We start from the raw sequence: 15621 nt of genomic DNA, 5'->3' as shown, positions 1-15621 counted from the left end.
CGCTCATCCTTCTCTGTTTCTCAAATACCCAAAGAACCTTTCCACCCGTGCCACCGCATGAAAAAGGGGCCCGAAGGCCCCCAGGTCACACCAATGCGCCGTGGCAATGCTTGAACTTCTGGCCCGAGCCGCAAGGGCAGGGGTCGTTGCGGCTGGGGTTGCCCCAGGTGGTCGGGTCGGTGGCGTCGAAGCCCGCGACGCGGCCCGAGACCTCGCCGCCCTCGGCTTCCTCGTGCTCGGGGTGCATCTGCGCCTCGGTTTCGGCCTGTTGCTGCTGGTATTCGCGCAGCATCTGCTCACGCTCGGCATCGGTCAGCGGCCGGATGCGGGCCAGCTGCTGGGTCACGTCGAAGCGCAGCCCGTCCAGCATGGTCTCGAACAGCTGGAAGGCCTCGGTCTTGTATTCCGACAGCGGGTCGCGCTGCGCATAGCCGCGAAAGCCCACCACCGAGCGCAGGTGCTCGAGCGTCACCAGATGCTCGCGCCACTTGCCGTCGATCTGTTGCAGCAGCACCTGCTTTTCGATCTGGCGCATGTTGTCGGGGCCGAACTGTTCAGCCTTTTGCGCCATATAAGTGTCGGTTTCCCGCTGCACGCGCTCGCGCAGCGCGTCCTGGTCCACGCCTTCCTCGGCGGCCCAGTCGGCGATGGGCAGGTCCATGTTCAGCCGCTCGATCACCGCCTTGTGCAGGCCCTGAATATCCCATTGCTCGGCATAGGCTCGGGGCGGCAGGTGTTCGTCGATCAGGTCGTCGATGACCTGGGCGCGCATGTCGGCCGCGACCTCGGCGACCTCTTCGGTATGCATGATTTCCAGGCGCTGGCTGAAGATCGCCTTGCGCTGGTCGTTCATCACGTCGTCGAATTTCAGCAGCTGCTTGCGGATGTCGAAGTTGCGGCCCTCGACCTTGGCCTGGGCGCGTTCCAGCGACTTGTTGACCCAGGGGTGGACGATGGCCTCGCCATCCTTCATGCCCAGCGTCGACAGCACCTTGTCCAGCCGTTCCGAGCCGAAGATGCGCATCAGGTCGTCTTCCAGCGACAGGAAGAACAGCGAGCGGCCGGGGTCGCCCTGCCGGCCCGAGCGGCCGCGCAGCTGGTTGTCGATGCGGCGGCTTTCGTGGCGTTCGGTGGCCAGTACGAACAGACCGCCGGCATCCAGCACCGCCTGCTTGTCGGCGGCGTGTTCGGCCTCGATGCGGGCGCGCAACTCGTCGGGATTGGCCTCGGGATCGGCGGCCAGCGCCTCCATCACCTTCATCTCGACATTGCCGCCCAGCTGGATGTCGGTGCCGCGGCCGGCCATGTTGGTGGCGATGGTCACGGCGCCGAGCTTGCCGGCATCGGCGACGATCTGCGCCTCGGCCTCGTGCTGGCGGGCGTTGAGCACATTGTGCGGGATGCCTTCCTTGGTCAGCATCTGCGACAGCATCTCGGATTTCTCGATCGAGGTGGTGCCGACCAGGATCGGCTGGCCCTTGGCATGGGCTTCCTTGATCGCCTCGATCACGGCGGCGTATTTCTCGGCCGCGGTGCGATAGACGCGGTCGTGTTCGTCGATGCGCTGCACCGGACGGTTGGTCGGCACCTCGACCACGCCGAGCTTGTAGATCTCGGCGAATTCCTCGGCCTCGGTGGCGGCGGTGCCGGTCATGCCCGAGAGCTTGTCGTAAAGCCGGAAATAGTTCTGGAAGGTGACCGAGGCCAGCGTCACGTTCTCGGGCTGGATCGCCACGCCCTCTTTCGCCTCGATGGCCTGGTGCAGACCGTCGGACAGGCGGCGGCCCTTCATCATCCGGCCGGTGAATTCGTCGATCAGCACGATCTCGCCGTCGCGGACGATATAATGCTGGTCGCGCATGAACAGCTTGTGCGCCCGCATCGCCTGGTTGACGTGATGCACGATGGTGGTGGATTCCGGGTCGTAGAGCGTCTGGCCCTCGGGCAGCACACCCGCCGCCTGCAGCCGCTTTTCAAGGAATTCGTTGCCTTCCTCGGTAAAGGTGGCGTTGCGGGCCTTTTCGTCCAGCTTGTAATGCTCGGGCATCAGTTCCGGCATGAACTTGTCGAGCGTGATGTAAAGCTCGCTGCGGTCCTGCGACGGGCCCGAGATGATCAGCGGCGTGCGCGCCTCGTCGATCAGGATCGAGTCGACCTCGTCCACGATGGCGAAGAAATGCCCGCGCTGGGTCATCTGGTCGATGGAGCCCTTCATGTTGTCGCGCAGGTAGTCGAAGCCCAGCTCGTTGTTGGTGGCATAGGTCACGTCGGCGCGATAGGCCTCGCGCTTTTCGGCGTCCTCCTGGAAGGGATAGACCACGCCGGTGGTCATGCCGAGATGGGCAAAGACCTTGCCCATCCAATGCGCGTCGCGTTTCGCCAGGTAGTCGTTCACGGTGACGACATGCACGCCCTTGCCGGCCAGCGCGTTCAGATAGGCCGGGAAGGTCGCGACCAGGGTCTTGCCCTCGCCCGTCTTCATCTCGGCGATATTGCCCTGGTGCAGGAAGATGCCGCCCATCAGCTGGGTGTCGAAGGCGCGCAGGCCAAGCGCGCGGCGCGCGCCCTCGCGGCAGTTGGCGAAGGCTTCGGGCAGAAGCTTGTCCAGATCCTCGCCCGATTGCGCCCGGCCCTGCAATTCGCGGGTCTTGCCGATCAGGTCGGCGTCGGACAGGGCGCGGAACTGTTCCTCCAGCGCGTTGATCTGGACCACCAGCGGGCGGACCGATTTCACCTTGCGGTCGTTGGGTGTGCCAAAGACCAGTTTCGCCAAGTTTCCGATGCCGAGCATGTGAGCCTTCAAAATCGCGTATCTGGGGGTGCGCGGGACGTTCCGCCCACTTGCCGCCACCATTCGCCTTGCCCTATCACTTGGGCCGGAAAAAGGCGACGGGCGCGCATTTTCGGTTGGGCCGGATGTATGCGCCGGGCGCTTGAGTGTCAATGTTTTCGCCCGTTCACCTGTGCGTGGATGCGCGCCCGCATGAAAGGGAAAACCATGCTCCGACCGCTTCTTGCCGCAACCGCCCTGACCTCTGTCCTGCTGGGCGGATTGCCCGCGTCGGCGCAGGATGCCGATACCGTCGTCGCCACGGTCAATGGCGAGACGATCACCCTGGGCCAGATGATCGCCATGCGCCAGGGGCTGGACGCGCATACCACGCAGGGCCTGCCGGATACGGCGCTGTGGGACCTGATGCTGGACCAGATGATCCGCCAGACCGCCGTCGCGCAACAGGCCGAGCCGCTGAGCAAGCGCAACCAGGCCGCCATCGAGATCGAGAAGCGCGCCTATCTGGCCGGGGCCGTGCTGGAAAAGGTCGCGAGCGCCGAGCCGACCGAGGCCGAGCTGAAGGCCGCTTATGACCAGGCCTTCGGCGGCCAGACCGAGCCCAAGACCGAATACAATGCCGCCCATATCCTGGTGAAGACCAAGGAAGAGGCCGAGGCCATTGCCAAAGAGATCGCGGACGGCGGCGATTTCGGCAAGCTGGCCGAGGAAAAATCGACCGACAATTCCGGCCCGAACAAGGGCGACCTGGGCTGGTTCCAGCCCGAGCAGATGGTCGCGCCCTTTGCCGAGGCGGTGAAGACGCTGAAGAAGGGCGAGGTTTCCGCCCCGGTCGAGACGCAGTTCGGCTGGCATGTCATCAAGCTGATCGACTCGCGCGAGGTGACGCCGCCCAGTTTCGACGAGGTCAAGGAGCAGCTGGCCGTGCAGGTGCGCCGCGACAAGGTCCAGGCCGCCATCGAGAAGCGCGTGGCCGATTCCAAGATCGAAAAGACCCAAGGGCTGGCCCCCGACCTGCTGAACAAGACCGACATCCTGGGAGAGTGAGCGATGGCCAAAGCCCTGGACAAGAAACCCAAGCTTTCGGATGCCGACAAGCTGAAGTCGCTGGAGAAGAAGCTGAAGAAGCTGAAATCCGCCTTCAAGGAGGCGGCGGCCAGCGTCGAGTCGCGCGTCGAGAAGGGCGCCGAGGCGGCCGTGGCGGCGGCGACCAAGCCCAAGAACCCGGTTTCGCCGCTGGCGCCGGCCGGTTTTCCCGATCTGCCGGTGGTCGCGGGGGTGGAATTCGCCTCGGCTGCGGCGGGGGTGAAATACAAGGGCCGCACCGATGTCATGCTGGTGCGGCTGGCGCCGGGCACCGCCATCGCGGGCGCCTTCACCCGCTCCTCGACCCGGGCGGCCTGCGTGCTGGATTGCCAGGCGAAACTTGCCGGCAAGCAGGATGACCAGCAGGGCGCGGCGATCATCGTGAACTCGGGCAATGCCAATGCCTTCACCGGCCGGAACGGCCAGGAGGCGGTGGACAAGGTCACCGGCGGCGTGGCCGCGGCGCTGGGGATTCCGCGCGAGCGGGTGTTTTCCTCGTCAACCGGGGTGATCGGCGAGCCGCTGCCGGCCGAGCGCATCACCGCCGTGATCGGCGAGCTGACGGCGGCGCTGGACGCCGGCGGCGCGGCGGCGGCGGCGCGGGCGATCATGACCACCGACACCTTTCCCAAGGGCGCGGCGGTCAGTTTCCAGGGCGACGGCGGCACCATCAATGTCGTCGGCATCGCCAAGGGCTCGGGCATGATCGCGCCCGACATGGCGACGATGCTGGTCTATATCTTCACCGACGCGCAGATCGCGCCCGCCGTGCTGCAGAAGATGCTGTCGGCGCGCATGGACCGGACTTTCAACGCCATTACCGTGGACAGCGACACCTCGACCTCGGACGCGCTGATCCTGGCCGCGACCGGCAAGTCGCCGGCGGCGCCTCTGGCCGACCTGCGTTCGGCGCCGGCGCGGGCCTTTGGCCGGGCGCTGGACCAGGTGATGCTGGACCTGGCGCAGCAGGTGGTCAAGGACGGCGAGGGTGCGACGAAATTCGTCGAGGTCCGGGTGACGGGCGCGGCGGACGATGCCGACGCGCATCGCGTCGCCATGGCCATCGCCAATTCGCCGCTGGTCAAGACCGCCATCGCCGGCGAGGATGCCAACTGGGGCCGCGTGGTCATGGCCGTCGGCAAGTCCGGCGCCCAGGCCGACCGCGACCGGCTGACCATCCGCTTCGGCGACATGGTGCTGGCCGAGAACGGCTGGCGCGCGCCCAGCTATGACGAGGCCGCGGCCAGCGCCTATATGAAGCGCGACAGCCTGGTGCTGGGCGTCGATCTGGGCCTGGGCAGGGGCAAGCGCACGGTCTGGACCTGCGACCTGACGCATCGCTATATCGACATCAACGCCGATTACCGTTCATGAAGATCATCCTTGTCGCGGCCGTGGCGTTGATCGACGCCGACGGCCGCGTGCTTCTGGCGCAGCGCCCCGAGGGCAAGTCCCTCGCGGGCCTGTGGGAATTCCCCGGCGGCAAGGTCGAGCCGGGCGAAACCCCCGAGACGGCGCTGATCCGCGAGCTGCACGAGGAGCTGGGCATCGACACCTGGCAATCCTGCCTGGCGCCGCTGACTTTCGCCAGCCACAGCTACGAGGATTTCCACCTGCTGATGCCGCTTTACGCCTGCCGGCGCTGGCAGGGCGTGCCGATCCCGCGCGAGGGGCAGGTGCTGGCCTGGTCCCGCGCCGCCGACCTGGGCCAATACCCGATGCCGCCGGCGGATGTGCCGCTGATCCCGATCCTGCGCGACTGGCTCTAGCCGGTGCGAACCGTCACCTCGTTACCACGCCTCGGAAATAAGCCGTATTATTGGACAATATTAATTAACTTTTTACAGTTTTGTGGCAATTCTGAAATCCTGAGGAGAAGGAGGAACGAGGACATGATTCGCACGATCACGATCGGCAGCTGCATTTCTGTCCAGGGCGTCTTCGAGCGCCAGCAGGCCAACGGAAACATCGTCGTCCGCGTGGGAAGCAAGACCTACGAGGGCAAGCCGGTCGGCCTGGCCTGAAAGAACAGAAAAATGTGCCCAGTAAACTGACGGGGTCCCGGATCGGGGCCCCGTCTATCGTTTTGGCGAACCTCGGACGCAAAAGGGCGGGTCGATGACCCGCCCTTTCCAGATCGCCGCGCGGGCGAAGATTACAGCTGGCGCTGCACTTCCTCGCGCTCGAAGATCTCGATGACGTCGCCCTTGCGGATGTCGTCGTAGTTCTCGAAGGCCATGCCGCATTCCTGGCCGGACTGCACTTCCTTGACCTCGTCCTTGAAGCGCTTCAGCGTCTTCAGCGTGCCCTCGTGGATCACCACGTTGTCGCGCAGCAGGCGCACGCCGGCCGAACGCCGGGCCACGCCCTCGGTCACCAGGCAGCCGGCGACATTGCCGACGCCGGTGACGCGGAAGACTTCGCGGATCTCGGCATAGCCGATGAAGTTCTCGCGCACCTCGGCCGACAGCAGGCCCGAGGCCGCCGCCTTGATGTCATCCACCAGGTCGTAGATGATCGAGTAATAGCGGATCTCGACGCCCTTCTGGTTGGCGGCGTTCCGCGCCGGGGCATTGGCCCGGACGTTGAAGCCGATCACCGGCGCCTGCGACGCCTCGGCCAGGCCGATGTCGGATTCGGTGATCGCGCCGACGCCGTAATGCAGCACGCGCACGCGCACCTCGTCGTTGCCGATCTTTTCCAGCGCCTGGACGATCGCCTCGGCCGAGCCTTGCACGTCGGCCTTCACCACCACGGGCAGTTCGGCGACGTTCTCGTCGGCCTTGGCCTTGGCCAGCATCTGGTCCAGCGTGATCGCGGCACCGGCGGCGGCGCGCTTGTCCTTGGCGGCCTGCTCGCGGTAATCCGCGATCTCGCGCGCCTGCGCCTCGGTCGAGACCACGTTCAGCACGTCGCCGGCTTCGGGCGTGCCGTTCAGGCCCAGCACCTCGACCGGGACCGAGGGACCGGCCTCGTCAACGCGGTCGCCCTTGTCGTTGATCAGCGCGCGGACCTTGCCCCACTGTTCGCCGACGACGAAGATGTCGCCGCGCTTCAGCGTGCCGTTCTGCACCAGCACGGTCGCGACCGGGCCGCGGCCGACGTCCAGCTGCGCCTCGATCACCGCGCCCTGCGCCGGGCGGTCGGGGTTGGCCTTCAGCTCCAGGATCTCGGCCTGCAGCGCGATGGCTTCCAGCAGCTGGTCCAGGCCCTGGCCGGTCTTGGCCGAGACCTCGACGTCCTGCACGTCGCCCGACATGGCCTCGACGACCACCTCGTGCTGCAGCAGGGCGGTGCGGACCTTCTGCGGGTCGGCGGCCGGCTTGTCGATCTTGTTGATCGCCACGATCATCGGCACCTTCGCCGCTTTCGCGTGGTTGATCGCCTCGACCGTCTGCGGCATCACGGCGTCATCCGCCGCCACCACCAGCACGACGATATCCGTCACCTGCGCGCCACGGGCCCGCATCGAGGTAAACGCCGCGTGGCCGGGCGTGTCGAGGAAGGTCAGCAGCGCGCCGTTCGAGGCCTTCACCTGATAGGCGCCGATGTGCTGGGTGATGCCGCCGGCCTCGCCCGCCACGACATTGGCGTGACGGATCGCGTCCAGAAGCGAGGTCTTGCCGTGGTCGACATGGCCCATGATGGTGATGATCGGGGCGCGCGGCTGCAGATCCTCGGGCTTGTCCTCGACCTGGTCGATGACCTGCTCCACGTCGGCATCCGAGACCCGGACGGCGCGATGGCCGAATTCGTCGATCACCAGCTCGGCGGTGTCGGCATCGACGGCCTGGTTCGCGGTGACCATCAGGCCCATGCGCATCAGCGACTTGATGACGTCGGGCGTGCGCTCGGCCATCCGGTTCGCCAGTTCCGAAACCAGGATGGTTTCGGGCAGCTGCACGTCGCGGACCTGCTTTTCGGCGCGCTGGCTGCCGCCCATGGCCTTTTGCCGGGCCTTTTCCTGCTTGCGCTTCATCGCGGCCAGCGACCGCTGGCGGCCGCCTTCGCCGTCCATGGCCTGCGAGAGCGACAGCTTGCCGGTGCGGCGGTTGTCCTCGGCCTTCTTGCGGCTGTCGCGGTCGTCGGCCGGGCCGCGGTTGTCGCGGTCGCGGTCGGTCCGGCGCGGCGCGGCGGCGCTGACGCCCTTGGTCTCGGCGCGCGCGGCCGCGGCCTCGGCGGCGGCCCGGTCGGCGGGCGCGGCGGGGCGGGCATCGGCCTTGGGCTTGGTGACCTCGGCCTTCTTCTTCTCGCGCAGCTCGGCCTCGCGGGCGCGGCGCTCGTCTTCCTCGGCCTTCAGGCGCAGGGCTTCCTCGCGCTCGCGCTCCTCGCGCTCCTTGGCTTCCAGCTCAAGGCGGCGACGCTCGCGCTCTTCCTCGCGGGCCTTTTCATCGGCGATGCGCTGCGCGGCCTCTTCGACCTCGCGGGCCTTGGCGGCACGCAGGGCGGCCATGCGCCGCTCCATTTCCGCATCCGAGATCCCGGCCGGGCGCTTCGACGGGTCGCCCGACACGGCCGAGGGCGAACCCGAGCGCGCACCGCCCGTCGCCGCGCCGGGCTTGGCCGGCACGATGACGCGCTTGCGCTTGACCTCGACCGCGACATTATGGGTCCGGCCATGGCTGAAGCTTTGCTTCACCTGGCCCGAACGACCAGTGCCGCCACCAAGACCCAGGGGTTTCTTTCCGTCAGTATCGCTCATCCGATCTTCATTCCTTCCCGGCGGCCGAAGCGCCACCGTCATGCCCGCGCAGACCCGTCAGTCTGCTCGCGTCCCTGATCAATTTTTCGGTCAGGCCCCCCGGCGCAAGCGCGCTGTGTATGACATGATCGCGCCCAAAGGACAAACCCAATTCTGCTGCAGTCATGCAGCCGAACCAGCGTCCGCCGGGCGGCGTCCACAGCTTTCCCTTGCCTCGGTCCGACCCGTCGCTGGCCTGCAGGAGCACCTTTGCCCTGCCGCCGGCCAGCCAGTCCTTGACCTTCTCGAATCCCGCCACCGCGAGCCCGGCCTTTCGCGCCAGGGACAGCGTGTCGGTCACCCGTTTCGCCAGCCCCGCCTCGATCATCGCCAGAAGCTCGGGCGGCACCGTCACGCGCGCCTTGGCGCCGCGCGAAAACAGGCCCTTGGCAGCCGCCTTGTCCAGCGCCTGCCGGTCGGCCACGACCCAGAAGCCGCGCCCCGGCAGCTTTTCCGCCAGATCCGGCACGACCGCGTCATCGGGGCCCGCGACAAAGCGGATGAGCCCAGCCTTCGGCTGGACTTCGCCCGTGACGATGCAGCGCCGTTCGGGCGTCTCGCGGTCCTTGATACGGCCCCCGCGTGTCATCAGCCTCCCGGGGCGTTACACCCCGGCCTCCTGTTCTTCTTCGCCGGCATCGGCCGCGGCCGCTTCCAGCTCGGTCGGATCGACCCAGCCCAGCATGACGCGCGCGGTCATCACCAGGTTCTGCGCATCCTCCAGGCTGACGCCGAAGGGCTCGAGCAAGCCGTCGTCCTTGACGCGCTGGCCGTTCTGCGTGGTCCAGCCGCCGGCCAGTTCCCAATCGGCGCAGGTGGCGAAGTCTTCCAGGGTCTTGACGCCGTCCTTGGCCAAAGCCTCGGCCATCTGCGGCGTGATGCCCTCGAACTCGATCAGGCTGTCCTCGGCACCCAAAGCGCGGGCGTTTTCCAGCGCGGCCTTGTTTGCCGCCTCCAGATGCTCGCGGGCGCGGGTCTGCAGTTCCTCGGCGGTCGATTCGTCCACGCCGTCGATGGACAGAAGCTCGTCCAGGTCGACATAGGCGACTTCTTCCAGGTTGGTGAAGCCCTCGGCCACCAGCAGCTGGGCAAAGAACTCGTCCAGGTCCAGCGCGTCCATGAACAGCTTGGTGCGGGCGTTGAACTCGGCCTGGCGGCGCTTCGATTCTTCCTCTTCGGTGAGGATGTCGATGTCGAGGCCAGTCAGCTGGCTCGCCAGCCGCACGTTCTGGCCGCGCCGGCCGATGGCCAGCGACAGCTGCTCGTCCGGCACCACCACCTCGATGCGGGTCGCGTCCTCGTCGAAGACGACCTTCGCCACCTCGGCCGGTTGCAGCGCGTTCACCAGGAAGGTTGCCTGATCCTCGGACCACGGGATGATGTCGATCTTTTCGCCCTGAAGCTCGCCCACCACGGCCTGCACGCGGCTGCCGCGCATGCCGACGCAGGCGCCGACCGGGTCGATCGAGTTGTCATAGGAGATCACGGCGATCTTGGCGCGCGAGCCCGGATCGCGGGCGCAGGCCTTGATTTCGATCACGCCGTCATAGATCTCCGGCACTTCCATCTTGAACAGCTCGGCCATGAACTGCGGATCGGTGCGCGACAGGAAGATCTGCGGGCCGCGGGCCTCGCGGCGCACGTCCTTGACATAGGCGCGGATGCGGTCGTTCGGGCGATAGCTCTCGCGGCCGATCTTTTCGTTGCGGCGCAGGATGGCCTCGCCCCGGCCGACATCGACGATGATATTGCCGTATTCCTCGCGCTTGACGACGCCGTTGATGATGGTGCCGGCGCGGTCCTTGAATTCTTCATACTGGCGGTCGCGCTCGGCTTCGCGGACGCGCTGCAGGATGACCTGTTTCGCCGATTGCGCGGCGATGCGGCCCAGATCGACCGGCGGCACCTGTTCCTGGAACACGTCGCCCGGCTGCGGCTTGCCCGAGAAATCGGTCAGCGCCTGGCCGTCGCGCAGCCAATGCGCATTGCCGGTCTTCGAGGGCTCGAAATAGGCGCGGGCCTGGTCGGCGGTGAATTGCGCCTGATAGTTTTCGACCTCTTCATCCTCGACCACGGTGCGGGCGCGGGTGAAGGTGGCGTTGCCGGTCTTGCGGTCGATGTGGACGCGGATGTCCATCTCGCTGCCATAGCGGGACTTGGCGGCGCGGGCCAGGCTGTCCTCCATCGCCTCGATCACCAGATCGGGGTCGATCATCTTCTCGCGCGCGACAGCCTCGGCGGTTTGCAGCAGTTCAAGCTGGTTGGCAGAGGTGATGGCCATTGCTCACTCCTTCGCGGCGGCGTTGTCTTCGCCGGCTTCCGTTTCAATCTCGTCAAAAGCGGTTTCGTCCAGATTGTCGATCTGCACGCCCGCGTCCTTTTTCTGCCGCAGCATCTCGGCAATCAATTCGTCGGTCAGCACCAGCTTGGCATCCGAGAGCCAGTCGAAGTTCAGCCCGATGGTCTGTTCCTCGCCGGCTTCCTCGATGTTCAGCAGCACCTCGTCTCCCTCGACCCCGGCCAGCACGCCCTTGAAGCGCTTGCGGCCGTCGATGGGCTGGTTGGTCTCCAGCCGCGCCTCGTAGCCCTCGAAGGTGGCGAAATCCTTCAGCCGGGTCAGCGGGCGGTCGATGCCGGGGCTGCTGACCTCGAGGTGGTAATTGTCCTCGATCGGGTCCTCGACGTCGAGGATGGCGCTGACGGCGGTCGAGATATCGGCGCAGTCGTCGACATTGATGCCGCCCTCGGGGCGGTCGGCCATGATCTGCAAGGTGGCGGTCTTGCCGCCTTGCAGGCGGATGCGGACCAGCTCGAAGCCCAGATCCTCGATCACCGGAGCGATGATCTCGGCCAGGCGCCGGTCGATGGCGGTCTTGGCGATGAGGTCGGACATTGGTGATACCCCAGATACGAAAAAACGGGCCGATTGGGCGGCCCGTGCGTCTTACCGGTGGGCAGGTTGTGGACACCTGCGCCGCTGTTGAAGCTGCATATAGGCCCGGTCGCGGCGATTTGCAAGGAAAAGCCGCCGCGCCTTTATCCGGTCGTGCCCGGGTTGTTCTGCCAGATGCTGAAATTCAGCGTTCCGGCCAGCGTCAGCCAGGCCAGATAGGGCAGCAGAAGCGCCCCGGCCAGCCGGTCCAGCCGCCAGGCCATGACCATCAGCACGGCCACCACCAGCCACAGCGCCGCCAGGATCAGCATGGCCGCGCCCAGCCGATGCGCGCCGAAGAAGACCGGAGTCCACAAGGAATTCAAGGCGATCTGCAAGGCCCACAGCGCCAGCACCGTCCCGGCGCCGGGCAGGCCCGAGAGCCGCGCCGCAGCCCAAGCCATCAGCACGTAGAGCGTGGTCCAGGCGGCGGGAAACACCCAGCCGGGCGGGGTGAAGCCGGGCTTTCGCAATCCCGCATACCAACTGCCGGGCTGGAAAAAGATTCCCGTTGCCCCGGCGGCGGTGCAGGCGAGCAGGAAGAACACGAAATTCATGGCGGCCTCGGATTCAGGCGCGGCCACGCTCGCGGGCCGCATCCCGCCAACCATCCATGACCCGCACCAGTTCCGCGGCGATTCGCGGCTCGCTCAGCGCATGGCCCGAGGCGGGCACCAGCCGCAGCTCGGCCCGGTCCCAGCCCTGGGCCAGTTCCCAGGCGCTGGCCGGCGGGCAGACCATGTCATAGCGGCCCTGCACGATCACCGCCGGGATATGCGCGATGCGGTCGCGGTCGCGCAGCAGCTGGCCCTCGTCCAGGAAGCAGCCGTTGACGAAATAATGGTTTTCCAGCCGAGCAAAGGCGCGGGCATAGTCCGGCGGCGCATGGCCGGGGCCGCTGATCTCCAGCCCGGCCAGGGCGTTTTCCCAGACCAGCCAGGGCAGGGCATAGCGGCCTTCCTGGCCGCGGTCGCCGCTGAACAGCCGCTTGTGATAGGCGGCGATCATGTCGCCGCGCTCGGCCTCGGGGATCGGGGCCTGGAATTCCGCCCAGCGGTCGGGAAAGAAGCGCGCGACGCCGCCGCCATAGAACCAGTCGAGCTCGCTCCTCCGGCCCAGGAAGACGCCGCGCAGCGCCAGCGCCAGCACCGCTTCGGGATGGGCCTGGGCATAGGCCAGCGCCAGGGTCGCGCCCCAGCTGCCGCCGAACAGGATGGCGCGGCCGATGCCCAGCTCGCGCCGGATCCGCTCGATGTCGGCAATCAGATGCTGGGTGGTATTGGCCTCGACCGAGGCATGCGGCTCGGACCGGCCGCAGCCGCGCTGGTCAAACAGCACCGCCCGGTAATGCGCCGGATCGAAGAAGCGGCGCATGAACGGGCTGCAACCGCCGCCCGGGCCGCCATGCAGGACGATGACCGGCACGCCCTGCGGATTGCCGCTCTGCTCGACATGCAGGCGGTGGCCGCCGCCGACCTCGACCATGCGGCGGTCGAAGGGCTCGACCATCGGGTGCAACCTGCCATGCGACGGCATGCCGCCGATTTGCCCTGCCAATCTGTCCATGCCCCCACTATATAACGCCTCGCGCGCGCCCGCCACATGAAGGACGGCCAGATGACCGAAAGAGCAGCCCCCAGCAGCATCGACCCCGCCGAAGTGGCCAAGTTCCAGGCCATGGCGCGGGAATGGTGGGATCCGCAGGGCAAGTTCAAGCCGCTGCACATGCTCAACCCGACCCGGCTGGACTATGTCACCCGCCAGATCGCGGCGCAATTCGGCCGCGACCTGGCGGCGCCGCTGCCGTTCCAGGGGCTGACGCTGCTCGACATCGGCTGCGGCGGCGGGCTGATGGCCGAGCCGATGGCGCGGCTGGGCGCCACCGTGACCGGCGCCGACGCGGCGGAAGGCAACATCGCCATCGCCAGCCTGCACGCGCAGGAACAGGATCTGCCCATCGACTACCGCGCCACCACGGCCGAGGCGCTGGCGGCCGAGGGGCGGGCCTATGACGTGGTCATGGCGCTGGAGATCGTCGAACATGTCGCCGAGCCGTCCGAATTCATCGCCACCTGCCGCAATCTGGTGAAGCCCGGCGGCATGCTGATCCAGTCCACGCTGAACCGCACCGCCCGCAGCTTTGCGGCGGCCATCGTCGGCGCGGAATGGGTGATGCGCTGGCTGCCCAAGGGCACGCATGACTGGCACCGATTCATCACCCCGGACGAACTGGCGCAGATGACCGAGGCCACCGGCCTGAGCGTCGTCGACCGCTGCGGCATGGTCTTCAACCCGCTGGGCTGGAGCTGGTCGCTGTCGCATCGCGACCTCTCGGTCAATTACGCGATGACCGCGCTACGCGGCGCCTGACCTTCTTTGTTGTGCAAATACCCCCGCGACCGCGCAACCGGCGCGTTCAGCGGGGGCGGGTGACCTGACGTTGCGTCTCTTCCAGCTGCTTGCGCAGCATGCGCAGCACGGGAAGCGCCGCACGGACCCGGTCGGCGCCGACGTCGCGCACCACATCGGCGATTCGCGGCATGAAGGCGGCCAGCGCCGCGTCCCGCGCCGCCCGTCCCGCCGGGCTGATCGCCACGAACTTGCGCCGCGCATCGTCCCAGTCCGGGCGGATATGGATATGCCCGGCCCATTCCAGCCGCGACAGCGTGTTGGTCATGGCGCCGCGGGTGACGTGGAACGCCTCGGCCAGTTCGGCCGGCGTGCGCTCGACATTCAGATGCGCCAGCAGGTTGAGCACCGAGAAATGCGAGATCTGCATGCCCTTGGGCAGCGATTTGCCGATCAGGTCACGCGCCAGCTGGTCGGCGATGAACACCTCGGAAAACAGGCTTGCCGCCAGCGAATCGGCCGAGGCCTCGGCGCCGTGCGGGCTGTCGTGGGTCTTGTCGATCATGGGCCGGTGAAGTCTTGGTCATGCGTCAGCGACGGGATGCGGGACCGTGCCCCAGGGACCGCCCCCGGGTCAAGCGTGACGATGGTGACGCCGGGTTCCGTGCCGCCATCGGCCAGCACCTCGCCCCAGGGACCGACGGCCAGCGAATGGCCGTGGCTGCGCCGCGGGCGGCGCTCCGGGTCGAAATGCGCCCTGTGCGTGCCGCATTGCGCCGGGGCCAGCACGAAACAGCCGGTCTCGATGGCGCGGGCGCGCAACAGCACCTCCCAATGCGCGGCGCCGGTGGTGTCGTTGAAGGCGGCGGGCACGGTCAGAACCTGCGCCCCGGCCTTAGCCAGCGCGCGATAGAGATAGGGAAAGCGCAGGTCGTAGCAGACCGTCATGCCGACCGGCAGCGGCCCTTGCGCCAGCACGGCGCGGTCGCCGGGACGGAAGGCCGCCGATTCGCGATAGGATTCGCGGTCCGAGACTGTCACGTCGAACATGTGCAGCTTGTCATAGCGCGCCCGGATGCCGCCATCGGGCGCGATCAGGAAGCTGCGATTGGCAAAGCGGGTCTCGCCCGGAACGCCGGTCTTCAGCGACAGCGAGCCGATCAGCAGCCAGATGCCCAGATCCCGCGCCTCGTTGCGCAGCGCGGCGAGTGTCGGGTCCTCGGCCTCGATATGCAGGATGCGGTCCTGCAATTCGCGGCTGGCGCCCAGCAGGTTGGTGGCCTCGGGCGTCAGCACCCATTGCGCGCCGCCGGCTGCCGCGGCACGGACCAGGTCGCGCGTGACCGGCAGATTGCGCGCCGGGTCGTCCGAAACGCACAGCTGCACCAGCCCGGCGGTCAGCGGGCCGGACCCGGAAAAGGCGGCGCCCACGGGGTCCGTCATGCGGCCAGCATGCCGTCCAGCTTGCCCTGATGCTCCAGCGCATGCAGGTCGTCGCTGCCGCCGACATGCTGGCCGTCGATGAAGATCTGCGGCACGGTGCGGCGCCCGCCGGCGCGCCGGGTCATCGCCGCGCGCAGGTCCGGGTCGCGGCTGACGTCGGTTTCCTCATAGCTGACGCCCTTCTTACGCAGCAGCGCCTTGGCGGTCATGCAATAGGGGCAGGTGGGGGTGGTATAGATCTCGACCTTGGCCATCATGGGGTCCCGTGTTCATGTCTGG

15 protein-coding genes are annotated in these 15621 nt (G+C 67.3%); 5 read left to right on the top strand and 10 right to left on the bottom strand.

The features are described from left to right. Positions 1 to 85: 85 nt before the first annotated feature. Positions 86 to 2791 (bottom strand): preprotein translocase subunit SecA, encoded by a 2706-nt coding sequence (gene secA / locus ASV56_RS07900; protein ID WP_062561492.1) that lies wholly within the window; start codon positions 2789 to 2791, stop codon positions 86 to 88. A 207-nt stretch (positions 2792 to 2998) separates the two neighbouring features. On the opposite strand from secA, the gene ASV56_RS07895 reads away from it, so the two are divergent. The 4 genes from ASV56_RS07895 to ASV56_RS24790 all read left to right on the top strand — a co-directional run bounded on the left by ASV56_RS07895 (position 2999) and on the right by ASV56_RS24790 (position 5901). Then, complete coding sequence (locus ASV56_RS07895; RefSeq protein ID WP_062561491.1) at positions 2999 to 3838, top strand: peptidylprolyl isomerase; 840 nt, start codon at positions 2999 to 3001, stop codon at positions 3836 to 3838. A 3-nt stretch (positions 3839 to 3841) separates the two neighbouring features. Beyond that, on the top strand, positions 3842 to 5251 hold the full coding sequence (gene argJ / locus ASV56_RS07890) for a bifunctional glutamate N-acetyltransferase/amino-acid acetyltransferase ArgJ (RefSeq protein WP_156429105.1): 1410 nt from the start codon (positions 3842 to 3844) through the stop codon (positions 5249 to 5251). Then, complete coding sequence (gene mutT, locus ASV56_RS07885) at positions 5248 to 5646, top strand: 8-oxo-dGTP diphosphatase MutT (protein ID WP_062561490.1); 399 nt, start codon at positions 5248 to 5250, stop codon at positions 5644 to 5646. Before argJ ends, mutT begins: the two co-directional genes overlap by 4 nt. 123 nt (positions 5647 to 5769) lie before the next feature. After that, positions 5770 to 5901, top strand: coding sequence for a hypothetical protein (locus tag ASV56_RS24790; RefSeq protein ID WP_017999210.1), 132 nt, complete (start codon positions 5770 to 5772; stop codon positions 5899 to 5901). 131 nt (positions 5902 to 6032) lie between these two features. On the opposite strand, the gene infB is transcribed toward ASV56_RS24790, so the two are convergent. The 6 genes from infB to pip form a co-directional block, all read right to left on the bottom strand. Further along, a complete protein-coding gene (gene infB, locus ASV56_RS07880) occupies positions 6033 to 8579 on the bottom strand; it encodes a translation initiation factor IF-2 (protein WP_062561489.1) in 2547 nt (848 codons plus the stop codon). A gap of 7 nt (positions 8580 to 8586) precedes the next feature. Continuing rightward, a complete protein-coding gene (locus ASV56_RS07875) occupies positions 8587 to 9207 on the bottom strand; it encodes an RNA-binding protein (RefSeq protein WP_017999212.1) in 621 nt (206 codons plus the stop codon). Between the two features lie 15 nt (positions 9208 to 9222). Further along, on the bottom strand, positions 9223 to 10899 hold the full coding sequence (gene nusA / locus ASV56_RS07870; RefSeq protein WP_062561488.1) for a transcription termination factor NusA: 1677 nt from the start codon (positions 10897 to 10899) through the stop codon (positions 9223 to 9225). Positions 10900 to 10902: 3 nt separating this feature from the next. Next, on the bottom strand, positions 10903 to 11511 hold the full coding sequence (gene rimP, locus ASV56_RS07865) for a ribosome maturation factor RimP (RefSeq protein ID WP_062561487.1): 609 nt from the start codon (positions 11509 to 11511) through the stop codon (positions 10903 to 10905). A 143-nt stretch (positions 11512 to 11654) separates the two neighbouring features. Continuing rightward, complete coding sequence (gene tspO / locus ASV56_RS07860; protein ID WP_253879918.1) at positions 11655 to 12149, bottom strand: tryptophan-rich sensory protein TspO; 495 nt, start codon at positions 12147 to 12149, stop codon at positions 11655 to 11657. Beyond that, complete coding sequence (gene pip, locus ASV56_RS07855; RefSeq protein ID WP_062561486.1) at positions 12121 to 13116, bottom strand: prolyl aminopeptidase; 996 nt, start codon at positions 13114 to 13116, stop codon at positions 12121 to 12123. Before pip ends, tspO begins: the two co-directional genes overlap by 29 nt. 51 nt (positions 13117 to 13167) lie before the next feature. Between pip and ubiG the strand changes: the two genes are divergently transcribed. Beyond that, positions 13168 to 13920 (top strand): bifunctional 2-polyprenyl-6-hydroxyphenol methylase/3-demethylubiquinol 3-O-methyltransferase UbiG, encoded by a 753-nt coding sequence (ubiG, locus tag ASV56_RS07850; protein WP_062561485.1) that lies wholly within the window; start codon positions 13168 to 13170, stop codon positions 13918 to 13920. A gap of 46 nt (positions 13921 to 13966) precedes the next feature. Here the strand turns inward: ubiG and ASV56_RS07845 are convergent, their stop codons facing one another. The 3 genes from ASV56_RS07845 to grxC are packed head-to-tail and all read right to left on the bottom strand — an operon-like array spanning position 13967 to position 15596. Continuing rightward, the gene (locus tag ASV56_RS07845) at positions 13967 to 14464 is read right to left on the bottom strand and encodes a MarR family winged helix-turn-helix transcriptional regulator (protein ID WP_062561484.1); all 498 of its coding nucleotides are present in this window, start codon (positions 14462 to 14464) and stop codon (positions 13967 to 13969) included. After that, positions 14461 to 15342 carry a carbon-nitrogen hydrolase family protein gene (locus ASV56_RS07840; protein WP_253879916.1) on the bottom strand — a complete coding sequence of 294 codons (882 nt, stop codon included), beginning with the start codon at positions 15340 to 15342 and terminating at the stop codon, positions 14461 to 14463. The genes ASV56_RS07845 and ASV56_RS07840 overlap by 4 nt, the downstream gene beginning before the upstream one ends. Then, positions 15339 to 15596: a glutaredoxin 3 gene (gene grxC / locus ASV56_RS07835; RefSeq protein WP_062562271.1), complete on the bottom strand. Its 258-nt coding sequence runs from the start codon at positions 15594 to 15596 to the stop codon at positions 15339 to 15341. The genes ASV56_RS07840 and grxC overlap by 4 nt, the downstream gene beginning before the upstream one ends. Positions 15597 to 15621: the final 25 nt, after the last annotated feature.

Origin of the sequence: Paracoccus aminovorans (assembly GCF_001546115.1) — a bacterium.
In the GTDB taxonomy this organism is placed as follows: Bacteria; Pseudomonadota; Alphaproteobacteria; order Rhodobacterales; family Rhodobacteraceae; genus Paracoccus; species Paracoccus aminovorans_B.
This window is presented reverse-complemented; position numbering and strand designations above follow the sequence as displayed.

Excerpts from the sequence above, each read along its gene's own strand:
- argJ (WP_156429105.1), top strand. The coding sequence starts at position 3,842 with ATGGCCAAAGCCCTGGACAAGAAACCCAAGCTTTCGGATGCCGACAAG.
- pip (WP_062561486.1), bottom strand. The coding sequence starts at position 13,116 with ATGGACAGATTGGCAGGGCAAATCGGCGGCATGCCGTCGCATGGCAGG.
- ASV56_RS07895 (WP_062561491.1), top strand. The coding sequence starts at position 2,999 with ATGCTCCGACCGCTTCTTGCCGCAACCGCCCTGACCTCTGTCCTGCTG.
- mutT (WP_062561490.1), top strand. The coding sequence starts at position 5,248 with ATGAAGATCATCCTTGTCGCGGCCGTGGCGTTGATCGACGCCGACGGC.
- ASV56_RS07845 (WP_062561484.1), bottom strand. The coding sequence starts at position 14,464 with ATGATCGACAAGACCCACGACAGCCCGCACGGCGCCGAGGCCTCGGCC.
- ASV56_RS07875 (WP_017999212.1), bottom strand. The coding sequence starts at position 9,207 with ATGACACGCGGGGGCCGTATCAAGGACCGCGAGACGCCCGAACGGCGC.
- grxC (WP_062562271.1), bottom strand. The coding sequence starts at position 15,596 with ATGGCCAAGGTCGAGATCTATACCACCCCCACCTGCCCCTATTGCATG.
- ASV56_RS24790 (WP_017999210.1), top strand. The coding sequence starts at position 5,770 with ATGATTCGCACGATCACGATCGGCAGCTGCATTTCTGTCCAGGGCGTC.
- ASV56_RS07840 (WP_253879916.1), bottom strand. The coding sequence starts at position 15,342 with ATGACGGACCCCGTGGGCGCCGCCTTTTCCGGGTCCGGCCCGCTGACC.
- infB (WP_062561489.1), bottom strand. The coding sequence starts at position 8,579 with ATGAGCGATACTGACGGAAAGAAACCCCTGGGTCTTGGTGGCGGCACT.
- nusA (WP_062561488.1), bottom strand. The coding sequence starts at position 10,899 with ATGGCCATCACCTCTGCCAACCAGCTTGAACTGCTGCAAACCGCCGAG.
- ubiG (WP_062561485.1), top strand. The coding sequence starts at position 13,168 with ATGACCGAAAGAGCAGCCCCCAGCAGCATCGACCCCGCCGAAGTGGCC.
- tspO (WP_253879918.1), bottom strand. The coding sequence starts at position 12,149 with ATGCGGCCCGCGAGCGTGGCCGCGCCTGAATCCGAGGCCGCCATGAAT.
- rimP (WP_062561487.1), bottom strand. The coding sequence starts at position 11,511 with ATGTCCGACCTCATCGCCAAGACCGCCATCGACCGGCGCCTGGCCGAG.
- secA (WP_062561492.1), bottom strand. The coding sequence starts at position 2,791 with ATGCTCGGCATCGGAAACTTGGCGAAACTGGTCTTTGGCACACCCAAC.